The organism is Cellulomonas sp. GbtcB1 (assembly GCF_019091725.1).
Taxonomy (GTDB): domain Bacteria; phylum Actinomycetota; class Actinomycetes; order Actinomycetales; family Cellulomonadaceae; genus Cellulomonas.
In genome coordinates this window covers 85,143-103,289 of sequence record NZ_JAGXJG010000007.1, presented here as the reverse complement: position 1 = coordinate 103,289, position 18,147 = coordinate 85,143, and the positions used below count along the sequence as shown (strand labels likewise).

At 76.5% G+C, this 18,147-nt stretch carries 20 protein-coding genes; 9 read left to right on the top strand and 11 right to left on the bottom strand.

The features are described 5' to 3' along the window. Window positions 1-88: 88 nt before the first annotated feature. Entirely contained in the window at window positions 89-1,897 is a 1,809-nt protein-coding gene (locus KVT14_RS04570) for a PKD domain-containing protein (RefSeq protein WP_217614571.1), read from the bottom strand. 498 nt (window positions 1,898-2,395) lie between these two features. Between KVT14_RS04570 and KVT14_RS04565 the strand changes: the two genes are divergently transcribed. From KVT14_RS04565 to KVT14_RS04555, 3 genes are all read left to right on the top strand, one after another. Further along, a complete protein-coding gene (locus KVT14_RS04565) occupies window positions 2,396-3,733 on the top strand; it encodes an APC family permease (RefSeq protein WP_217614570.1) in 1,338 nt (445 codons plus the stop codon). A 121-nt stretch (window positions 3,734-3,854) separates the two neighbouring features. Beyond that, complete coding sequence (locus tag KVT14_RS04560) at window positions 3,855-5,054, top strand: LLM class flavin-dependent oxidoreductase (RefSeq protein WP_217614569.1); 1,200 nt, start codon at window positions 3,855-3,857, stop codon at window positions 5,052-5,054. Window positions 5,055-5,183: 129 nt separating this feature from the next. Continuing rightward, complete coding sequence (locus KVT14_RS04555; RefSeq protein WP_147794556.1) at window positions 5,184-5,804, top strand: FMN reductase; 621 nt, start codon at window positions 5,184-5,186, stop codon at window positions 5,802-5,804. A 10-nt stretch (window positions 5,805-5,814) separates the two neighbouring features. Here KVT14_RS04555 and KVT14_RS04550 read toward each other — a convergent pair whose 3' ends face one another. The 4 genes from KVT14_RS04550 to KVT14_RS23390 all read right to left on the bottom strand — a co-directional run bounded on the left by KVT14_RS04550 (window position 5,815) and on the right by KVT14_RS23390 (window position 9,712). Beyond that, window positions 5,815-8,064: a SpoIIE family protein phosphatase gene (locus KVT14_RS04550; RefSeq protein ID WP_217614568.1), complete on the bottom strand. Its 2,250-nt coding sequence runs from the start codon at window positions 8,062-8,064 to the stop codon at window positions 5,815-5,817. 108 nt (window positions 8,065-8,172) lie between these two features. Continuing rightward, window positions 8,173-8,550 carry a fluoride efflux transporter CrcB gene (gene crcB, locus KVT14_RS04545; protein WP_217614567.1) on the bottom strand — a complete coding sequence of 126 codons (378 nt, stop codon included), beginning with the start codon at window positions 8,548-8,550 and terminating at the stop codon, window positions 8,173-8,175. Next, window positions 8,547-9,062 carry a CrcB family protein gene (locus KVT14_RS04540; RefSeq protein ID WP_217614566.1) on the bottom strand — a complete coding sequence of 172 codons (516 nt, stop codon included), beginning with the start codon at window positions 9,060-9,062 and terminating at the stop codon, window positions 8,547-8,549. The genes crcB and KVT14_RS04540 overlap by 4 nt, the downstream gene beginning before the upstream one ends. Further along, complete coding sequence (locus tag KVT14_RS23390) at window positions 9,059-9,712, bottom strand: response regulator transcription factor (RefSeq protein WP_217614565.1); 654 nt, start codon at window positions 9,710-9,712, stop codon at window positions 9,059-9,061. Before KVT14_RS23390 ends, KVT14_RS04540 begins: the two co-directional genes overlap by 4 nt. Before the next feature lie 150 nt (window positions 9,713-9,862). Here KVT14_RS23390 and KVT14_RS04530 point away from each other — a divergent pair, with 150 nt between their 5' ends. The 3 genes from KVT14_RS04530 to KVT14_RS04520 all read left to right on the top strand — a co-directional run bounded on the left by KVT14_RS04530 (window position 9,863) and on the right by KVT14_RS04520 (window position 11,100). Next, the gene (locus tag KVT14_RS04530) at window positions 9,863-10,291 is read left to right on the top strand and encodes a phage holin family protein (protein ID WP_217614564.1); all 429 of its coding nucleotides are present in this window, start codon (window positions 9,863-9,865) and stop codon (window positions 10,289-10,291) included. Between the two features lie 105 nt (window positions 10,292-10,396). Next, window positions 10,397-10,825 (top strand): phage holin family protein, encoded by a 429-nt coding sequence (locus KVT14_RS04525; RefSeq protein WP_147794561.1) that lies wholly within the window; start codon window positions 10,397-10,399, stop codon window positions 10,823-10,825. After that, window positions 10,822-11,100 carry a DUF3618 domain-containing protein gene (locus tag KVT14_RS04520; RefSeq protein WP_217614563.1) on the top strand — a complete coding sequence of 93 codons (279 nt, stop codon included), beginning with the start codon at window positions 10,822-10,824 and terminating at the stop codon, window positions 11,098-11,100. The genes KVT14_RS04525 and KVT14_RS04520 overlap by 4 nt, the downstream gene beginning before the upstream one ends. 65 nt (window positions 11,101-11,165) lie before the next feature. Here the strand turns inward: KVT14_RS04520 and KVT14_RS04515 are convergent, their stop codons facing one another. Next, window positions 11,166-11,756, bottom strand: coding sequence for a methylated-DNA--[protein]-cysteine S-methyltransferase (locus KVT14_RS04515; protein ID WP_254630378.1), 591 nt, complete (start codon window positions 11,754-11,756; stop codon window positions 11,166-11,168). A 135-nt stretch (window positions 11,757-11,891) separates the two neighbouring features. Further along, window positions 11,892-12,101, bottom strand: coding sequence for a BldC family transcriptional regulator (locus tag KVT14_RS04510; protein WP_147794564.1), 210 nt, complete (start codon window positions 12,099-12,101; stop codon window positions 11,892-11,894). A 746-nt stretch (window positions 12,102-12,847) separates the two neighbouring features. Between KVT14_RS04510 and KVT14_RS04505 the strand changes: the two genes are divergently transcribed. After that, window positions 12,848-13,039 carry a DUF3073 domain-containing protein gene (locus tag KVT14_RS04505; protein ID WP_147794565.1) on the top strand — a complete coding sequence of 64 codons (192 nt, stop codon included), beginning with the start codon at window positions 12,848-12,850 and terminating at the stop codon, window positions 13,037-13,039. 323 nt (window positions 13,040-13,362) lie between these two features. On the opposite strand, the gene purM is transcribed toward KVT14_RS04505, so the two are convergent. The 3 genes from purM to KVT14_RS22275 all read right to left on the bottom strand — a co-directional run bounded on the left by purM (window position 13,363) and on the right by KVT14_RS22275 (window position 16,626). Next, window positions 13,363-14,478, bottom strand: a complete 1,116-nt coding sequence (gene purM, locus KVT14_RS04500; protein ID WP_217614562.1) for a phosphoribosylformylglycinamidine cyclo-ligase — start codon at window positions 14,476-14,478, stop codon at window positions 13,363-13,365. After that, complete coding sequence (gene purF, locus KVT14_RS04495) at window positions 14,475-16,025, bottom strand: amidophosphoribosyltransferase (protein WP_147794567.1); 1,551 nt, start codon at window positions 16,023-16,025, stop codon at window positions 14,475-14,477. Before purF ends, purM begins: the two co-directional genes overlap by 4 nt. A gap of 115 nt (window positions 16,026-16,140) precedes the next feature. Then, the gene (locus KVT14_RS22275) at window positions 16,141-16,626 is read right to left on the bottom strand and encodes a histidine kinase (protein ID WP_254630376.1); all 486 of its coding nucleotides are present in this window, start codon (window positions 16,624-16,626) and stop codon (window positions 16,141-16,143) included. A 45-nt stretch (window positions 16,627-16,671) separates the two neighbouring features. Between KVT14_RS22275 and KVT14_RS04485 the strand changes: the two genes are divergently transcribed. After that, a complete protein-coding gene (locus KVT14_RS04485; RefSeq protein WP_217614561.1) occupies window positions 16,672-17,334 on the top strand; it encodes a YigZ family protein in 663 nt (220 codons plus the stop codon). A gap of 83 nt (window positions 17,335-17,417) precedes the next feature. On the opposite strand, the gene KVT14_RS04480 is transcribed toward KVT14_RS04485, so the two are convergent. Beyond that, entirely contained in the window at window positions 17,418-17,792 is a 375-nt protein-coding gene (locus KVT14_RS04480) for a sterol carrier family protein (protein ID WP_217614560.1), read from the bottom strand. Window positions 17,793-17,955: 163 nt separating this feature from the next. Between KVT14_RS04480 and KVT14_RS04475 the strand changes: the two genes are divergently transcribed. Beyond that, window positions 17,956-18,114 carry a hypothetical protein gene (locus KVT14_RS04475; protein WP_217614559.1) on the top strand — a complete coding sequence of 53 codons (159 nt, stop codon included), beginning with the start codon at window positions 17,956-17,958 and terminating at the stop codon, window positions 18,112-18,114. Window positions 18,115-18,147: the final 33 nt, after the last annotated feature.

The window sequence follows — 18,147 nt, the reverse complement described above, 5'->3', positions numbered from 1 at the left end:
AGGTGACTCAGGTCACAAGACGGTCACGATTGCGTCCCGCCCGACCGGCTTGATAGGCCGATCGGGTGGCGCGGCGGGTGAATGGGCCTCACCCGGACGTGGTCAGCACCTGCTCCGGCCCGACCGTGGTGCCCGCCGCGTTCGTCGCCACCACGCGGAACCGGTAGGTCGTCCCCGGCGCGAGACCCGTGAGGTCGACCGTGCCCGCGCGCTCCCAGGACGCGGCGGGGAACGGCACCTCGACGCTCCGCGAGGACCAGCCCGCTCCCCACTCCACGCGCACCGTCGTGTCGAGGCCGCGCGGGTGCACCCGCAGCTGCGCGGTGGCGCCCGTGCGAGTGACGCCCGTGGCCGCGAGCGCCCGCACCGTCGGCGGCCCCGGAGTGTCGAACGTCCTGGTCAGCGTGGTGCTGCCCGCCGCCGTCGTCGCGGTGGCCGTCCACCGGTACCGGGTGCCCGGGACCAGGCCGACGAGGTCGTGGGCGACCTCCTGCGCGGCGGCCGACGCTGCGAGCGGGCGCTCGACGCGGCCGGTCTCGGCCCCGCCCTCGGGACCCCAGGCGATGCGGACCGTCCCGGCCAGGCCGGCGGGATCCGCCCAGGCGCGCACCCGGGCCGCGGTACCGGTGACGCCGCTCTCGGCGCCGGTGACCACCGGTGGCGCGGCGACCACGAGCGTCCGGGCGTCGGTGGCGGTGCGGCCCGCGGCGTCCGTGACCGTCAGCCGGGCGGTCACCGTGCCCGCGGCGTAGGTGTGCGTGACGACGCCGGGCTGCCCGGTGCCGGTGCGGGTCGTGCCGTCGCCGAGGGCGAGGGTCCACCGCGTGACGCCGCCACCCGTCGCGGCGCCGCCGCCCGTGCTGCGCGCGAGGTCGAACGTGACCGCGAGCGGCGCCGGTCCGACCCGGGCGGACGGGCGCAGGTCCGCGGTCGGCCCGGCGTTCGCCACCGGCCGGGCGACCGCGGCGGCATAGGCGGCGCGCGCCGGCTCCGAGCCCGCCACCGCCCACGGGCAGGTGCCCGTCCCCTCGAACGACGACGCCACGTCGAGCCCCGGCCAGGCGCCGAGGTACGCGACCGCCTCGGTCAGCCAGGTGGCGCGCCGCGCGGGGTCCGCGGGGTCGGCGGCGGTGCCGAACTCCGCCAGCACCGCCTGCTTGCCGCGCGCCTCCGCCCACCGCCGGAACGGACCGGCCACCTCGGCGAGCGACCGCCACCCAGCCGGCTTGCCCGGGGCGCAGCCGTACCAGTTGTAGGCGTCCAGCCCCACCCGGTCCACGACGTCGTCCCCCGGGTAGAACGCCTCCGCGCCCGCGGTCGACGGCGCCGACCCGAAGCTGCCCGGCGTCACCACCCAGGTCCAGCGCACGTCCCGCACGCCCGCGTCGCGGAACACCTGCACGTAGTGCCGCCAGGCCGCCCGGAACTCCGCCGGGGTGCCCCAGCCCTGCGCGATGTCGGCCTCGTGGTGCAGCGTCAGGTACACCGGGACGCCCAGGGCGGCGACGCCCGCGGCCTGCCGGCGGATGTCGCCGTCGACGGCGCCGGACGCGATCGCCGACCACGGGACCACCGAGCCGTCGAGGCGCTTCGGCCAGATCGACAGCAGCGGGGTGCGGCCCCGGGCGACGGAGTCCGCGACCGGGCCCGCGGGCTGGGCGTCGTCCCACCGGCTGTACCAGCGGTGCACGTCGAGCCGGCGACCGAGCGCGTCCTCGAACCCCGCGACGGCCGCCGCGGCGTCGGGGGCGGAGCCGCGGTCGACGTGCGCGCCGAGACGGAAGCCGTCGGTGCTGGTCGGGGCGGACACGGCGGCGGCCGGTGCGGCGAGCGCGAGGACCGTCGCCAGCGCGGCGACGAGAGCGGCGCCCCTGCGGGCGCGGGTCGGTGCGGACATGCGGATCCCCCTGCGTGCGGGCGCGCGCGGGCGCCCGGTCGTGCGGTGCTGCGATGACCGGCGGCGCCGGCGGCGGGCCGGTGGCGCGGGGGCGACGTCGCCCCCGCGGACTGCCGCGGCGAGCGCGGCGCGCGGTGGTGCGGGGTGGTGGTGCGGTCGGCGCCGGCCCGCGGGCACGGGCACCTGCTACCGCGGTCTCGTCACGCGGCGTCGCCCGGTCCCCCGGGCGGGACGGCGGGCCGGGCCCGCACGTCCACCATCGACAACGCGCGCGACCCTCTGAGCCCTCCACACCTGGCGTGTGCCCCTGCTCACACCCGCGACCCGCGGAGTCGGCGACCGCCGGGCCGAGCGGCGACCGCCGCGTCGAGGGAGCAACCGACGCGTCGAGGGGGTGGCCCCGGGTTGCTCGCTCGGCACGTCGGCTGCTCGCTCGGCGCCGGGCAGCGCGCCGGGCTCGCCGCGCGCGACCGCACGAGCGCGCCGATACTCGGCCCGGTGACCACCGACACCGCCACCGAGAAGTCCCCCGGCCTCCGCCGGGCCGTGACCGGTCCCCTGCTGTTCCTGTTCATCCTCGGCGACGTGCTCGGCGCGGGCGTGTACGCGCTGGTCGGCGAGCTCGGCGCCGAGGCGGGCGGCGCCATCTGGCTGCCGCTGCTGGTCGCGCTGGGCATGGCCCTGCTGACGGCGGCCTCGTACGCCGAGCTCGTCACCAAGTACCCGAAGGCCGGTGGGTCCGCGGTGTTCGCGCAGCGCGCTTTCGGCAGCCCGCTGGTGTCGTTCCTCGTCGGCTTCTGCATGCTCGCGGCGGGCGTCACCTCCGCGGCCGGCCTCGCGCTGGCGTTCGGCGGCGACTACCTCTCGGTGTTCCTCGACCTGCCGCCGGTGCTCACGGCGATCGTGTTCCTCGCCCTGGTGGCGGCGCTGAACATGCGCGGCATCCAGGAGTCGCTGCGCGCGAACGTCGTCATGACGTCGATCGAGCTGTCCGGCCTGGTCCTCGTCGTGATCCTGGGCGCCGTCGTCCTCGGCCGCGGCGACGGCGACCCCGGCCGGGTGCTGGAGCTGCCCGCCGAGACGTCGTGGGCCGCGGCGATCCTGGGCGGGGCGCTGATCGCGTTCTACTCGTTCGTCGGGTTCGAGACCTCCGCCAACCTGGCCGAGGAGGTCACCGACGTCCGCCGCGTCTACCCGCGCGCGCTGTTCGGGGCCCTGCTCGCCGCGGGCGTGGTCTACCTGCTGGTGGGGCTCGTCGCCCCGGCGGTCGTCGCGCCCGAGGACCTCGCCGCCTCCAGCGGACCGCTCCTGGAGGTCGTGCGCGCGGCCGGCGGCGTCCCCCTCGAGATCTTCTCCGCGGTGGCGCTGGTCGCGGTCGCGAACGGCGCGCTGCTGACGATGATCATGGCCAGCCGGCTCACCTACGGCATGGCGCAGGAGGGCCTGCTGCCTCCGGTGCTCGGGCGGGTGCTGCCCGGCCGCCGCACCCCGTGGGTCGCGATCGTCGTCACCACGGTCGTCGCGATGGTGCTGGCCGCCACCGGCGAGCTCGTCGACCTGGCGTCGACGGTCGTCCTGCTGCTGCTGTTCGTCTTCCTCAGCACCAACGTGGCCGTGCTCGTCCTGCGCCGGGACCGGGTCGACCACCCGCACTTCCGGGCCTGGACCGCGCTGCCGGTGCTCGCCGTCGTCACCTGCGTCGTCCTGCTGACCCAGCAGGAGGCGCGGCACTGGGCGCTCGCCGGGGTGCTGCTCGCGGTCGGGCTGGTGCTGCACCTGGTGACGCGGCGGGCGAGCCGGCGGGCCCCGGCCGAGAACGGCGCCCCGACGCGCTGACCTGCCCCGATGCGCAGGGGCACCGGGTCGGGGACGACGGTCCCGGCGGCGCGGAATAGATCGGCGCGCGCCCTCGTTGGGGCGCAAGTACATGCAAACGCATCGACTTGAGGAGCGCGAGATGCAGTTCGGAGTCTTCACGGTCAGCGACATCACGCCTGACCCCCGCACGGGCCGCGCGCCCGACGACACCGAGCGCGTCCGGTCGATCCTCGCGATCGCCGAGCACGCGGAGGAGGTCGGTCTCGACGTCTTCGCGACCGGCGAGCACCACAACCCGCCGTTCGTCGCGTCGTCCCCGACCACGATGCTCGGCTACCTCGCCGGGCGCACCAAGAACATCGTGCTGTCGACCGCCACGACCCTCATCACCACGAACGACCCGGTCCGGCTGGCGGAGGAGTACGCGATGCTCCAGGTCATCTCCGACGGCCGGATGGACCTCATGATGGGCCGCGGCAACACCGGCCCCGTCTACCCGTGGTTCGGCCAGGACATCCGCCAGGGCATCCCGCTGGCGATCGAGAACTACGCCCTGCTCCGCCGCCTCTGGGAGGAGGAGGTCGTCGACTGGGAGGGCAAGTTCCGCACCCCGCTGCAGGGCTTCACCTCGACCCCGCGGCCGCTGGACGGCGTCCCGCCGTTCGTGTGGCACGGCTCGATCCGCAGCCCCGAGATCGCCGAGCAGGCCGCTTACTACGGCGACGGCTTCTTCCACAACAACATCTTCTGGCCGATGAGCCACACCAAGCAGATGGTGCAGTTCTACCGGCAGCGGTTCGAGCACTACGGCCACGGCCGCGCGGACCAGGCGATCGTCGGCCTCGGCGGTCAGGTGTTCATGCGGAAGAACTCGCAGGACGCCGTGGACGAGTTCCGGCCGTACTTCGACAACGCGCCGGTCTACGGCCACGGCCCGTCGCTGGAGGACTTCTCCGCGCAGACGCCGCTGACCGTCGGCTCGCCGCAGCAGGTCATCGACCGGTACGCCGCCATGCGGCACGACGTCGGCCACTACCAGCGCCAGCTGTTCCTCATCGACCACGCGGGCCTGCCGCTCAAGACCGTCTTCGAGCAGCTCGACATCCTGGGTGGCGAGGTCGTCCCGGTGCTCCGCAAGGAGATGGAGTCCGACCGCCCCGCCGACGTCCCGTCCGGCCCGCCCACGCACGCCGAGCGCGTCGCGAAGGCCCGCTCCGCCGGCCAGGTGCACGAGCAGACCGTCGCCGCCGCGGACCACTGGACCGGGAAGACGGCCGAGGACGACGCCGCGGCCGCCGACGCGGTCACCGCCCGGCAGGGCGCCGCGTTCGGCCTCTGACCGGAGGAACAACCCCGTCGGGTGGAAGGTTCTGACCGACACGCCGTCGGCGTGGCCGGCCGGACCTTCCACCCGACGCCCCGCACCACCCCGCGCACCACCCCAGCAGGACCTCCGAAGGAGCACGCCATGACCCAGCGCTCGATCGTCGCGCTGTCGGCCGGCCTCGGCCAGCCGTCCTCGACCCGTCTGCTCGCCGACCGCCTCGCCGAGGCGACCGCGACCGAGCTCGCCGACCGCGGGCAGCGCCCGGAGGTCCGCGTCGTCGAGCTGCGCGACCACGCGCACGACATCGTCAACGCGATGCTGACCGGCGTGCCCAGCCCCGCGCTGGCCGAGGTGATCGAGGCCGTGACCGGCGCCGACGCGCTCATCGCGGTCACCCCGCTGTTCACGACGACCTACTCGGGCCTGTTCAAGTCGTTCGTCGACATCCTCGACAAGGACTCGCTGGTGGGCCTGCCCGTGCTGCTCGGCGCGACCGGCGGCACCGCCCGGCACTCCCTGGCCCTCGAGTACTCGATCCGCCCGCTGTTCACCTACCTGCGGGCCGACGTCGCCACGACCTCGGTGTTCGCCGCGACCGACGACTGGGCCGCCGGCGCCACCGCCGACGAGCCGAGCCCGCTGCCCGCGCGCATCCGCCGCGCCGGCGCCGAGCTCGCCACGACCGTCGCCGCCCGCGGGCCGCGCGGGCCGCAGGACCCGTTCGCCGGCGCCCCGTCCTTCGCGGACCTGCTGGGCGGCTGATCCGCGCGCGTCAGTCGCGCGCCAGCAGCACCACCGTCGCGTCGTCGTCCGACGCCGGGTCCCGCAGCCGCGCCACGAGCGCGTCCAGGTCCCCCGGCACCGGGCGGCCGACCGCCTCGGCCGTCCGGGCGAGGGCGTCGCGCAGCGACTCCCGCCGCCGCTCGATCACCCCGTCCGTGAACAGCAGCAGCGCGTCGCCGGGCGCGAGCGTCGTCCGGCCCGCGGCGGGCTCCCCCGCGAGCAGGCCGATCAGCGGCGAGCCCAGCACGGGCTCCCACGCCGCGGACCCGTGCGCGCGCACCACGAGCGGCGGCAGGTGCCCCGCCCCGGAGTACTCCACCTCGCCGGTCGCGGGGTCGAGCAGGGCGACCGCCATGGTCGCCATCTGCCCCGGCAGGGTCCACCGCGCGAGCGCGGCGACCCGCGACAGCACCACGGCGGGCGGTGCGGCGTCCAGCAGGTAGGCGCGCGTGGCGTTGCGCAGCTGCCCCATCGCCGCCGCCGTCGCGAGGCCGTGGCCCGTGACGTCGCCGATGGTGAGCGCGAGCCGCCCGTCGGCCAGCCGCAGCACGTCGTACCAGTCGCCGCCGACCTGCCCGGTCCCGGCGGGCTCGTACCGCGCGTCCACCGACCAGCCCGGCAGCAGCGGGAGCGACGTGGGCAGCAGGGTCCGCTGGATCGCGCGCGCGGCGTTGACCTCGGCCCGCCCGCGGCGGAACAGCGCCTCCACGAGGTACGTCCGCAGGTCGGCCGCGTTCTGCACGTGCTGGTCGTCCCACGGCAGCGAGCGCCCGCGGACCTGCTCGCGCCACAGGTCGAACGACTGCCGCGGGCCGAGCCGCACCCCGTCGCCCTCCGGCACCGCGATCATCTTGTGGTGCGGGTCGCCGCCCCAGTCGACGGTGCGCACGACCTCGCCGCGTAGCCAGACGACCGTCCCGCCGTCGGGCAGGGCCACCGCGACCGCGCCGGCGATCCCGGGCACGTCGGGCGCGCCCGGCTCCTCGGGCAGCCGATCCGTGGCGAGCACCTCGTCCGCGGAGGACGCCCACGCCGCGATCTTCCGGCAGGCCTCGCCGTCGGGCACCCGGCCCCGGGTCAGCACGTCCGCGCCGACGCTGACCACCACGCCGTCGGCGGGGACGAGGGTCAGCAGGTCGTCGGTCCGGGTCAGCGCCTGCGCCAGCCGCACCTCCTCGTCGCGGCTGGCGCCGACCAGGCGGGCCAGCACGCCGGACGCCCGGCGGCTCTCCGCCAGGGCGTCCTCCTCGACCTGCGCGACCAGGCGGGCGGACAGGGCGACGCCGAGGAACTCGGCCGCCGCGCGCACCCCGTAGGACGGCGCGTGCGGGCCGGAGTAGTGGTGGCAGGCCACCATGCCCCAGAGCTTCCCGTCGCGGAGCAGCGAGATCGACATCGACGCCCGTACGCCCATGTTCCGCAGGTACTCGCAGTGGATCGGCGAGACGGAGCGCAGCGTCGCGTAGGTCAGGTCGAGCGGCCGGCCCGACAGCGGGTCGGCGGTCGGCACGACCGGCACCGGCGTGTACTCGACGTCGGAGATGAGCCGGATCCAGCTCTTCTCGTACATCGCCCGCGCCTGCGCCGGGATGTCGGAGGCCGGGTAGTGCAGCCCGAGGAACGACTCCAGGTCGCGGCGCCTCGCCTCGGCGACGACCTCACCGTTGTACTCGGCGTCGAACCGGTAGATCATCACGCGGTCGAAGCCGGTCAGCCGGCGCACGTGCCGGGCCGCGATGTCGTACAGCTCGGTGAGCTCGCCGGCGCGGTTCAGGTCGGCGATCGCGTCGCGGACGCTCTCGTAGGTCGTGCCGTAGGTCAGCGGCCGCGGGCCGTCGGCCGGCTCGAGCTCGACGACGAACACCGGGCCGGGGTCGGCGAGCGTCGCCGGCGGCGGGCGGTGCACGACGACGTCGAGCTGGACGCTCCCGTCCGCGGTCGCGATCTCGACCAGCCCCGGGTTGCGGGTCCGGTGGTCGGGCACCGCGGCGAGCTGCTCGAGGACCACGCGGGCGGCCGGCACCCCCAGGACGTCGCCGAGCGGCGCGCCCAGCACGGTGTCGACGGGTCGGCCGAGCACGGACGCGACGTTCTCGGAGGCCTGCAGGACGACGCCGCCGTCGTCCTGGACCACCAGGAGGACCCCGCGCGGCTGCACCGAACCGGGGATGTGGATGGGTTCGCGCGCGCAGTTGTCGAGGTCGATCGGCTCGCCGGGCGCCACGAAGGTCTCGCTCAACGCCGTGTCCTTCCGGTCGGAGGACCCGACCGGAGCGGCCGAGCGGTCACGCGCGGCGGCGCGGTCCCCGACGACCCTCGCAAACCGGGACGACCCGTGGCAAGTGGGTCAACCGGCCCACACGGCGGTGAGCGCCAGCCCGGCCGCGGCGGCCGCGACCGTGAGCACCGTCGTGCCGAGGAGGTTGGCCACCGCGCGGGCCCGTTCGCCGGCCTGCGCCAGCCGGACGGTCTCGACCGCCGCCGCGGAGAACGTCGTGTACCCGCCGCAGAAGCCGGTCGCCAGCAGCAGCTGCCACGTCGCGGGCAGGCCCAGGTAGAGGTGCGCCCCCGCGACCAGGCCGATGAGCAGCGACCCGGTGACGTTGATCGCGATGGTGGCCACGGGCAGCACCGTGCGACCGCGGGCCCGGATGGCGCCGTCCACCCAGAACCGGGTCGCGGCGCCGAGGCCGCCCAGGACCGCGACGAGCAGGGCGTCGGTCACCGCGCACCCCCGGGCGGCGGCGGCGCGCCCCGGCCCGCGAGCGCCGCCACCGCCGCCACGCCGGCCGCCGCGCACAGCACGCCGGCGACGAGGGACACCGCCGCGTACCCCAGGGCGGTCCCGACGGCCCCGGACGCGAGCAGCCGCTCGGTCTCCAGCGCCAGCGAGCTGAACGTGGTGTAGCCGCCGAGGACGCCCGTGCCGAGCGCGAGCCGCACCCGCTGCACACCCGGCGTCTCGGGCCCGCGGCGGCCCAAGACCTCGAGCAGCACGCCCAGCAGGAACGCCCCCGTGAGGTTCGCGGTCAGCGTGCCGACCGGCCAGCCGTCCTGCGGGGGCAACGCGCGGGACAGCCCGTACCGGCCGAGCGAGCCCAGGGCGCCGCCCGCCGCGACGAGCAGCGCGAGGCCCGCGCGGTGGTGCGCCGGTCGGGGCGCGGGCGGGGGGACGGGGGGCGTGCTCGTGGGGTCCTCCGGGTCGGCTCGTCGCGGCTGGTGCGGGCCGCGGCTCATCCTGCCGCACGCCGCGCGGGGCCCGTGCGGTACGCCAGCGCCGCCAGCACGCGCGGGCTGACGTCCGGGCCGGTGGCGCCGAGCACGCGGTAGACGGCCGCCAGGTGGTTCTCCACCGACCGCGGCGACAGCCCGAGCGCCTGCGCCACCGCCCGGTTCGACAGGCCCTGGGCGACGAGCGCGAGCACCCCGTCCTGCGCGGCGGTCAGCCCGAGGCCCCTGCCGGGCGCCGCCGCGGCGTCGCCGGGGCCGACCACCGCGAGCCCGTCCGCCGCCGCGACCACCGCGCGCGCGAGCGCACCCGGGTCGGGGCACGCCCGTCGGGACACGTGGCTCCACGGCCGGGGCGCACGGTCCCGCAGCGCCAGCACCACGCCCGAGGCGTCGCCGCCCGACAGCAGCAGCACCGCGAGGTCGGGGTCGCGCTCCTGGAGCCGCAGGCCGACCTCGACGCCGGTCCCGTCCGCCAGCGTGTCCTCGACGACCAGCACGTCGACGGTGCGCGGCTCGACCCGGTCGAGCGCCTCGACCCGACCCGCGAGCCGGTGCACCACGGCGAGCCGCGGGTCCGTCTCGAGGCCGAGCGCCAGCGCGGCGCGCGACAGCGCCTCGTCCACGACGAGAGCCACCCGCACGACGCGTCCGACCACGGGGGCACCGTACGCCCGGCGGCACGCCGCGCAGGTGGACCGGCCGGGACGTCCCGCGGTGACTAGGGTGGTCACACCGGGCGAACCAGGTGGAACCGGGAGCCGCCGCGAGGACGCGGTGCGGCTCCGGGTCCTGACGAGGAGGGCACCGTGACCGACGCCGACGAGCCGCGGCGGAGCCTGTTCGGCCGGCTGGCGGAGCCGCTGGCCGAGAAGACCCGTGAGCGCATCGAGCAGGTCGAGGACCGCGTCCGGCGCTCGGTGCAGGCGGAGATCGACGCGGTGACCCGCTCGGTGCGGGCGCGGGCGGTGGAGGTCCGGCCGAGCGCGATCGCGTTCGCCGGGGCGCTGCTGCTCACGGTCTTCGGCCTGGCGCTGCTCGTCACCGCTGCCGTCGTCGGCCTCGCGCACGTGGTCGAGCTCTGGCTCGCGGCCGTGATCGTCGGGGTGGTGCTGATCGGCGCCGCCGCCGGGCTCGCGGCCTGGGGTCGCAGCCGGCTCCCCGAGCGCGTGCGACCGACGCCCCCGCCGCCCGGCCCGGCGCGCGACGCCGACCTCGTCCACCCCTGGGCCGACTGACCCGCACCACCCAGCACGGGGCACACCCGGCCCGTCCCACCTGCGGAGATCACGCGGACGGGCCAGACTGGGGCCGAACGCCTCCCGTCCACGAAGGAGCACCGGATGACGACGACATCGGGCAGCGGGTCCGGCCCGGACCAGCAGTCGATCGGCCAGCTCATCAGCCGGCTCAGCGAGCAGGCCGCCCGGCTGGTGCGCGCGGAGATCGACCTGGCCAAGGCCGAGCTCGCGCAGAAGGCCAAGGCCGCGGGGATCGGGATCGGGCTGCTCGCGGGCGCCGCGTTCTTCGGGTTCTTCACGTTCGCGGTGCTGGTCACCACGGTGATCCTCGCGATCAGCGAGGGCCTGGCGCCGTGGCTCGCCGCGCTGATCGTGCTCGTCGCGCTCGCGATCATCACCGGCGTGCTCGCGCTCGTCGGGGTGAAGAGCCTGCAGAAGGGCACCCCGCCGACGCCCGAGAAGGCCGTCGCGGGTCTGAAGCAGGACGCCGCGACCGTGCAGAAGTCCGTCAAGGAGGGCCTGAGCCGATGAGCGACTCCCCCACGCCGAAGCCGACGATCACCGCCCTCGAGGCGGAGGTCCTGCTGACCCGCGCCGAGCTGGCCGGCACGGCCGACGCGCTCGCCGAGCGGCTGAGCCCGAAGCGGCAGGTCGCCGACGCCCGGGCCGCCGCGGAGAAGATCTGGCGCGACGCGGTCGGCACGGACCCGGCCGCCGACCCGGCCAACAAGAACCGGGCGCGCGGCATCCTCGCCGGCGCCGTGGGGGCGCTGGCCCTCGTGGTCGTGCTCGCCGTCCGGCGCTGACCTCCGCCCGCGCGGGGCGGAGCACCTCGCGCGGGCGGGTCGACCCGGGCCGCCCGCGCCGGGCGTCAGCCGCGCGCCTCGTGCGCCAGCAGCGCCCGCTTGGTGTCGAGCCCGTAGTAGTAGCCGCCGAGCGTCCCGCCGCTGCGCAGCACCCGGTGGCACGGCACGAACGGCGCCACCAGGTTGCGCGCGCACGCCGAACCGGCTGCGCGCACCGCGGTCGGGCTGCCGGCCGCGGCGGCGAGCTCCGCGTACGTGGCGGTCGACCCCGGCGCGATCGCGCGCATCGCCGCCCACGCCCGCTGCTGGAACGGACCGCCGGGCTGCGCGACGGGCACCGTGTCGAGGGCTCCCACCTCGCCGTCGAGGTAGCGGGCCGCCGCGTCGGCGACCAGCGCGGGGCCGGCGCCGCGGGCGGCGAGGGCTGCGGGCTCGAGCAGCTCGTGCCCGCGCGCCGCCAGGTCCAGGGGCAGGCGCGCAGCCATCGCGGGCACCGGGCCGAAGCCGGCGGCGCGCACGACGCCGTCCTCGGTCAGCAGCACCGCGAGCCCGCCGGCCGGCGACGGGAGCACGGCGGCGAGCAGCGGCGCGGCGGGGTCGAGCGGCTCCGCGGCGGCTGTCGCGCGCGGCGGGACGGCGGTGGCGATCTCGGTCATGGCACCATCCTGCGCCCGTCAGGCGGGCGCGCACCGGCGGCGATCGGACATCGCGGCACGGCGCGACCGGGACGGTGGGCGGTGGCCGGACGACCGGGCCCGCCGCCGCGAGGCGTCAGGCCCGACGCGACGACGTCAGACGTCGTCGCCGCGCTGACCCGGGACGCCGCCGAGGAGCTCGCGCACCTCGGTCTCGCGGTAGCGCCGGTGACCGCCCAGGGTGCGGATCGACGACAGCTTGCCGGACTTCGCCCAGCGGGTGACCGTCTTGGGGTCGACCCGGAACAGGGTCGCGACCTCCGACGGCGTCAGCAGGATCTCGTTCTCGGTGTGGGGGGCAGACACGTCAGACCTCCGGGGTGCCCTCGTGGCGACGACCGGTCGGGTGACCCGTCGTCATGACAGACAGGAACATGGCCATCGGTACCGCTGCCCGGACGGAGCCGGGCTGGCTCGGCATCGGTGACGTCATTCGCGCTCGACCCCCCTTGCGCCCCCACCGTGACGACGGTGTCACGTGCGAACTTCCGACAACTAGTACCAACGTCCCATTCCGGGACAAGTGGTAACTATGAGGACACTCTAGGTCGAAGTCGACATGACTGCGCGTCGACACCGTGCTCCGAACGGGCGGTCCCCACGTCCGCTCACCTCACCCGTCCGGGTGGACGGCGTCGTGACTGCCCCGCCCGGAGCCCGCCCACCGGGTCGTTCGTCCCAGTCGGCGTCCCGGGCGGCGCGCTCACGGCGACACCACGCTCCCCATCGTCCCGACGCCGGCGCGCGTTCGCCAGTGGCGAAGATCACACCCGACCCGGTCCGTGCACCCGGACCTGGGTCCTACGCACGCGCCCGCCGGTCGCCACCTCGTCGGCGCACGTCGGGCGCCGTGGCGGGGGCGGCGCCCGACGCCGCGCGACAGCGGCCGGCCCACCCGCGCGGGCTCCGGCGGCGCGGACCCGCTCCCGGGCGAGTGGTCGGAATGCCGCGGGACCATGTACCGTTGCGACACGAACAGACTATTCAGCATCCCGGGGCCGCACGTGTGAGCACGGAGCCGCCCCGCTTCCACGTTAGAGGGGGTCGATGCCATGGGGCGCGGCCGTCAGAAGGCTAAGCAGACGAAGGTGGCTCGGGAGCTGAAGTACTTCAGCCCCGACACCAACTACCGGGCGCTGGAGCAGGAGCTCACCGGCCACCGGAACGACCTCGTCACCGACAGCCGACAGGACTCCGACGACGAGGGTGACGACTACCCCCCTCGCTGGGCGGACGAGCGCTGAATACCCGGGTCGGCAGCCACCCCGCATGGCACCGGCCCCGCCGCTGAGACACAGCGGCCCACCAGCACGACGAGCCGGGTCTCCTCGCACCGTCAGTCGACGGTCGCAAGCGGACCCGGCTCGTGCGCTGCCCCGGCACGCGTCGGCAGGCGCGGCGCGGTTCCACGCCGGCAGGCGCTGCCCCCAGCTGCGCCGGGGCGCGCTGACCGGTGGCGCCGCGCCGCGGCCCACGTCGGCGGACGCCGAGCGGCGTCCGCGCCGATGGCGGACTCCGCACGAGGACCGGCGCGCCCGCCTCAGGCCGCGCGGTCCTCGCGGCCGCCTCAGGCCGTGCGGTACTCCCCGCTGAGCCGCACCGCGCCGCCCTGCACGCCCTTGGTGCCCGCCACCAGGTCCGGGCCGCCCTCGGCGTCCGCCGCCGTGAGGTCCCGCACCTCGCCGAGCCGCCACGCCGTCAACCCGAGCTCCGCCGCGTGCCGCTCGACCGCGTCCGCGCCCGCGGCGTCGACGATCGCGACCATGCCCACGCCCAGGTTGAGCGTCCGCTCCAGGTCCGTCCACGGGACCGCGCCCGCGGCCTGCACCAGCGAGAACACCGGCGGCAGCGTCCAGGACCCGCGCGGCACGTCCGCGACCAGGCCGGCGGGCAGCACCCGCGCGACGTTGGCCGCGAGCCCGCCGCCGGTCACGTGGCTGAACGCGTGCACCGCGCCGCCCGCGCGCTCGACCAGCGCGAGGCAGTCGGAGGCGTAGACGCGGGTCGGCTCCAGCAGCTCCTCGCCGAGCGTGCGTCCGAGCTCCGGCACGTGCCGGTCGAGCGACCAGCCGGCGTGCGCGACGACCCGGCGCACCAGCGAGTAGCCGTTGGAGTGCAGGCCGCTCGACCCGAGCGCCACCAGCACGTCGCCCGCCCGCACCCGCTCCGGGCCGAGCAGCGCGTCCGCCTCGACCACGCCGGTCGCGGCGCCGGCCACGTCGTACTCGTCGGGGCCCAGCAGGCCCGGGTGCTCCGCGGTCTCGCCGCCCACCAGGGCGGTGCCGGCGACCGAGCAGGCCGCCGCGATGCCGCGGACGACGTCGGCGATGCGCTCCGGGACGACCCGGCCGCACGCGATGTAGTCGGTCATGAACAGCGGCTTCGCGCCCACCACGACGATGTCGTCGACGACCATGCCGACCAGGTCGAACCCGATCGTGTCGTGCACGTCCATCGCCTGCGCGATCGCGACCTTGGTGCCGACGCCGTCGGTCGAGGTCGCGAGCAGCGGGCGCCGGTAGCCGACGAGCGCCGAGGCGTCGAACAGCCCGGCGAAGCCGCCGACCCCGCCCAGCACCTGCGGCCCGTGGGTCGCGCGGACGGCGTCCTTCATCAGCTCGACGGCCTTGTCGCCCGCCTCGGTGTCGACGCCGGCGGCGGCGTAGGTGATGCCCTCGGTCACGGGTGCTCCAGCGCGTTCGAGCCACCGGTCCCGGGAACCAGGGTGGCGAGTCCGTCCTCCGGAGCGCCGAGCGGCAGCTCGTTCTGCTCCAGCAGGTGCTTGCCGAGCCGGTCCTGCGACGGCAGCTCGATGGGGTACTTCCCGGTGAAGCACGCGGTGCACAGCTGCGCCGCGGGCTGCTCGGTGGCGGCGATCATGCCGTCCATGGAGATGTAGCCGAGCGAGTCGGCGCCCAGCGAGGACCCGATCTCCTCGACCGCGAGGCCGTTCGCGATCAGCTCCGCCCGGGAGGCGAAGTCGATGCCGTAGAAGCACGGCCACTTCACCGGCGGGCTGCTGATCCGCACGTGCACCTCGGCGGCGCCCGCCTCGCGGAGCATCCGGATCAGCGCGCGCTGGGTGTTGCCGCGCACGATCGAGTCGTCCACGACGACCAGCCGCTTGCCGCGGATCACCTCGCGCAGCGGGTTGAGCTTGAGCCGGATGCCGAGCTGGCGCAGCGTCTGCGACGGCTGGATGAACGTCCGGCCGACGTAGGCGTTCTTGGTCAGGCCCTGGCCGAACGGGATCCCGGACGCCTGCGCGTAGCCGACCGCCGCCGGGGTGCCGGACTCGGGCACCGGGATGACCAGGTCGGCCTCGACCGGGTGCTCCTTCGCCAGGCGGCGGCCCATCTCGACGCGCGCGGCGTGCACGGAGCGGCCGGCGATCGTGGTGTCCGGGCGGGCCAGGTAGACGTACTCGAACACGCAGCCCGCGCGCTGCTGCTTCTCGGTGAACCGCTGGGTGCGCAGGCCGTCCGCGTCGATCGCGACGAGCTCGCCCGGCTCGATCTCCCGGACGAAGGACGCGCCGACGATGTCGAGCGCCGGGGTCTCGCTCGCGACGACCCAGCCGCGCTCCAGCCGGCCGAGCACCAGCGGGCGCACGCCCTGCGGGTCGCGGGCCGCGTACAGCGTGTGCTCGTCCATCCACACCAGGCTGAACGCGCCGCGCAGCCGCGGGAGCACCTCCATCGCGGTGGCCTCGAGCGTGTGGTCCTGGTCGCCCGCGAACAGCGCCGTCACCAGCGCGGTGTCCGTGGTGTTGCCGCGCGCGAGCTCGCCGCGCCGCTGCGCGCCGTACCGCTCCGCGACCAGGTCGACCAGCTCGGCCGTGTTCGTCAGGTTGCCGTTGTGGGCCAGCGCGACCGTGCCGCCGGCCGTCGCGCCGAGGGTCGGCTGCGCGTTCTCCCACGTGCTGCCGCCGGTCGTCGAGTACCGCGCGTGCCCGACGGCGATGTGGCCGTGCAGGGCGTTCAGCGCCGTCTCGTCGAAGACCTGGGACACCAGGCCCATGTCCTTGTAGACGAGCAGCTGCTCGCCGTTCGACGTCGCGATGCCCGCCGACTCCTGGCCGCGGTGCTGCAGCGCGTACAGGCCGAAGTAGGTGAGCTTGGCGACCTCCTCGCCGGGAGCCCAGACCCCGAACACGCCGCACGCGTCCTGGGGTCCCTTCTCGTTCGGCAGGAGGTCGTGGTTGAGCTTGCCGTCTCCGCGGGGGGCCACGACTCCATGGTGACACATGCCACGCGCAGCCCCGTCCCGCGACCGGGACGTCGGTCCCGGGTCGGCGGGGCCGGGCAGCCGTGCCGGCGGCGGTTCCCCGCGGGCCGGCCGGTGGTCAGCGCCGGCGGCTGCGCCGGTCCGCGACGAGCGCGGCGAGCGCCCCGGCGAACCCCCCGACGATCGCGCCGATGAAGGCCGAGACCGCCCGGGCACCGCCCTGGCCGCCCAGGAAGCCGATGAACGCCTGCGGGTCGGACTCGGCGAGCCCGCTCCCCGAGGCGGCCACCTGCGCGAGCACGAACCCGATCAGCGCCCCGAGCAGGACGCCGGCCGTGATGAACGCGCCGATCTTCGGCGCGCGGCGGACGCGCGCGGGCTCGGCGACGCGGGCCAGCACGTCCTCGTCGGGCACCGGCGCGACCGCGGGCTCCGTGGGTGCCGCGGGGTCGGGGGCCGTCTCGGCGCCGGGCGCCGGCTCGGTCGCGGGCGTGACCGGCTCCGGGGCCCCCGCGGCGTCGGGCGCGACCGCGGGCTCGCTCGGGGCGGGGGCGTCGGCGCCCCGCTCGTCGTCGGGTCGCCCGGGTTCCGTCGTGTCGGCCACCCGCAGATCCTAGGTCCTCCGGGGCGACGGCCTAGGCTCGGGCCGATGCCCTCCCCCGCCGCCGACCCCGCGCCGCGGTACCCGTCCACCATCGCCGCGGCCGTCGAGCACGAGCTCGTGATCAAGAAGTCCCGGTTCCTCGCCCTGGTGCAGCCGGTCTCCTCGGTGGCGGAGGCGGACGCCGTCGTCGCCGCCGTGCGCAAGCGGTACTGGGACGCCCGGCACCACTGCGTCGCGCTGTCGGTGGGGCCGCTCGCCGAGCAGCAGCGCTCGACCGACGACGGCGAGCCCTCCGGCACCGCGGGCGTCCCGATGCTCGAGGTGCTGCGCCGCCGGGAGCTCACCGACCTGGTCGCGGTCGTGTCCCGGTACTTCGGCGGGGTGCTGCTCGGCGCGGGCGGCCTGGTGCGGGCGTACTCGACGGCCACCTCCGAGGCACTGGACCGCGCGCGGCTGGTCCGGCGCAGCGCCGCGGTGCGGGTGACGGTCGACGCCCCGCACGCCGACGCCGGCCGGCTGCACGGGGTGCTGCGGGACTGGGCGGAGGCGCACGAGGGCTCCCTGGAGGACGTCGCGTACGGCGCGGAGGCCCGGTTCACGCTCCTGATCCCGCCGCCCGCTCTGGGCGCCTTCGACGCGGCCCTCGCCGCGGCCACCTCCGGCACCCTCCGCGCGGAGCGCGGCGCCACGGTCGTCCTCTCCCGCTAGCCGCCGCCCCCGAGGTCGGCGGTTGCGCCCGAGGTCGGCGGTTGCGCCACCCCTCGTCCGGCCGGAACCGACGACCTCGGCGACTAGAGCCGGGTGCGGGTGGCCTGGAGCGGGAGCCAGTCCGCCAGGTCGGCGCGCTCGCCCGAGGCGTGCACCCGGCCCGCGGCCAGCGCCTCGTGCCACGACTCCGCGCCCGTCGCGAGGGCGAGCCAGGTCTGCGGGTCCGTCTCCACGACGTTCGGCGGGGTGCCGCGGGTGTGCCGCGGGCCCTCGACGGCCTGGACGGCGCCGTCCGGCGGGACCCGGACCTCGACGGTGTGGCCCGGGGCGACGTCGGCGAGCTCCTCCAGCGTGAACCGGACGGCGGTGCGGCGGGCGGCCACGTCGGTCGGGTCCGCGCGCCAGGCGGCGACGGCGGCCCGGCCGACCGCGGGGTCGGTGCGGCGGCGGGGAGGCATGCGGCCCATCATCCCCGGTCGCGACGGCGCGCACCCGTCGCTCCCGTGGGACTGGGCGCCCGGGGGCCCTGGAGGCCCGGAGGCCAGGGGGCCCGGAGGCGGCCAGGGGGCCCGGAGGCCCGGAGGCCCGGAGGCCCGGAGGCCCGTGGCAGGATCGACGCCCATGAGCCGCACCCCCGCCGAGCCCACCACGACCGACGTGCCCTCGACCGAGCCCCGCCCGCGCGCCTCGCGCGCCGCCCTGTGGGGTGCGCTCGGGTCCGCGGCGGCCGGGCTGGCCGCGGTGGGCGCGATCATCGTGCTGGCGGTGCGGGCGGGCTGACGGCGGGCGGCCGGCACCCGGCGCGCTGGTGGC

Coding starts and splice junctions, on each gene's coding strand:
- KVT14_RS04570 (WP_217614571.1), bottom strand. CDS start 1,897: ATGTCCGCACCGACCCGCGCCCGCAGGGGCGCCGCTCTCGTCGCCGCG.
- KVT14_RS04560 (WP_217614569.1), top strand. CDS start 3,855: ATGCAGTTCGGAGTCTTCACGGTCAGCGACATCACGCCTGACCCCCGC.
- KVT14_RS04555 (WP_147794556.1), top strand. CDS start 5,184: ATGACCCAGCGCTCGATCGTCGCGCTGTCGGCCGGCCTCGGCCAGCCG.
- KVT14_RS04540 (WP_217614566.1), bottom strand. CDS start 9,062: ATGAGCCGCGGCCCGCACCAGCCGCGACGAGCCGACCCGGAGGACCCC.
- KVT14_RS04525 (WP_147794561.1), top strand. CDS start 10,397: ATGACGACGACATCGGGCAGCGGGTCCGGCCCGGACCAGCAGTCGATC.
- KVT14_RS04520 (WP_217614563.1), top strand. CDS start 10,822: ATGAGCGACTCCCCCACGCCGAAGCCGACGATCACCGCCCTCGAGGCG.
- KVT14_RS04515 (WP_254630378.1), bottom strand. CDS start 11,756: ATGACCGAGATCGCCACCGCCGTCCCGCCGCGCGCGACAGCCGCCGCG.
- KVT14_RS04505 (WP_147794565.1), top strand. CDS start 12,848: ATGGGGCGCGGCCGTCAGAAGGCTAAGCAGACGAAGGTGGCTCGGGAG.
- KVT14_RS04485 (WP_217614561.1), top strand. CDS start 16,672: ATGCCCTCCCCCGCCGCCGACCCCGCGCCGCGGTACCCGTCCACCATC.
- KVT14_RS04480 (WP_217614560.1), bottom strand. CDS start 17,792: ATGCCTCCCCGCCGCCGCACCGACCCCGCGGTCGGCCGGGCCGCCGTC.
- KVT14_RS04475 (WP_217614559.1), top strand. CDS start 17,956: ATGAGCCGCACCCCCGCCGAGCCCACCACGACCGACGTGCCCTCGACC.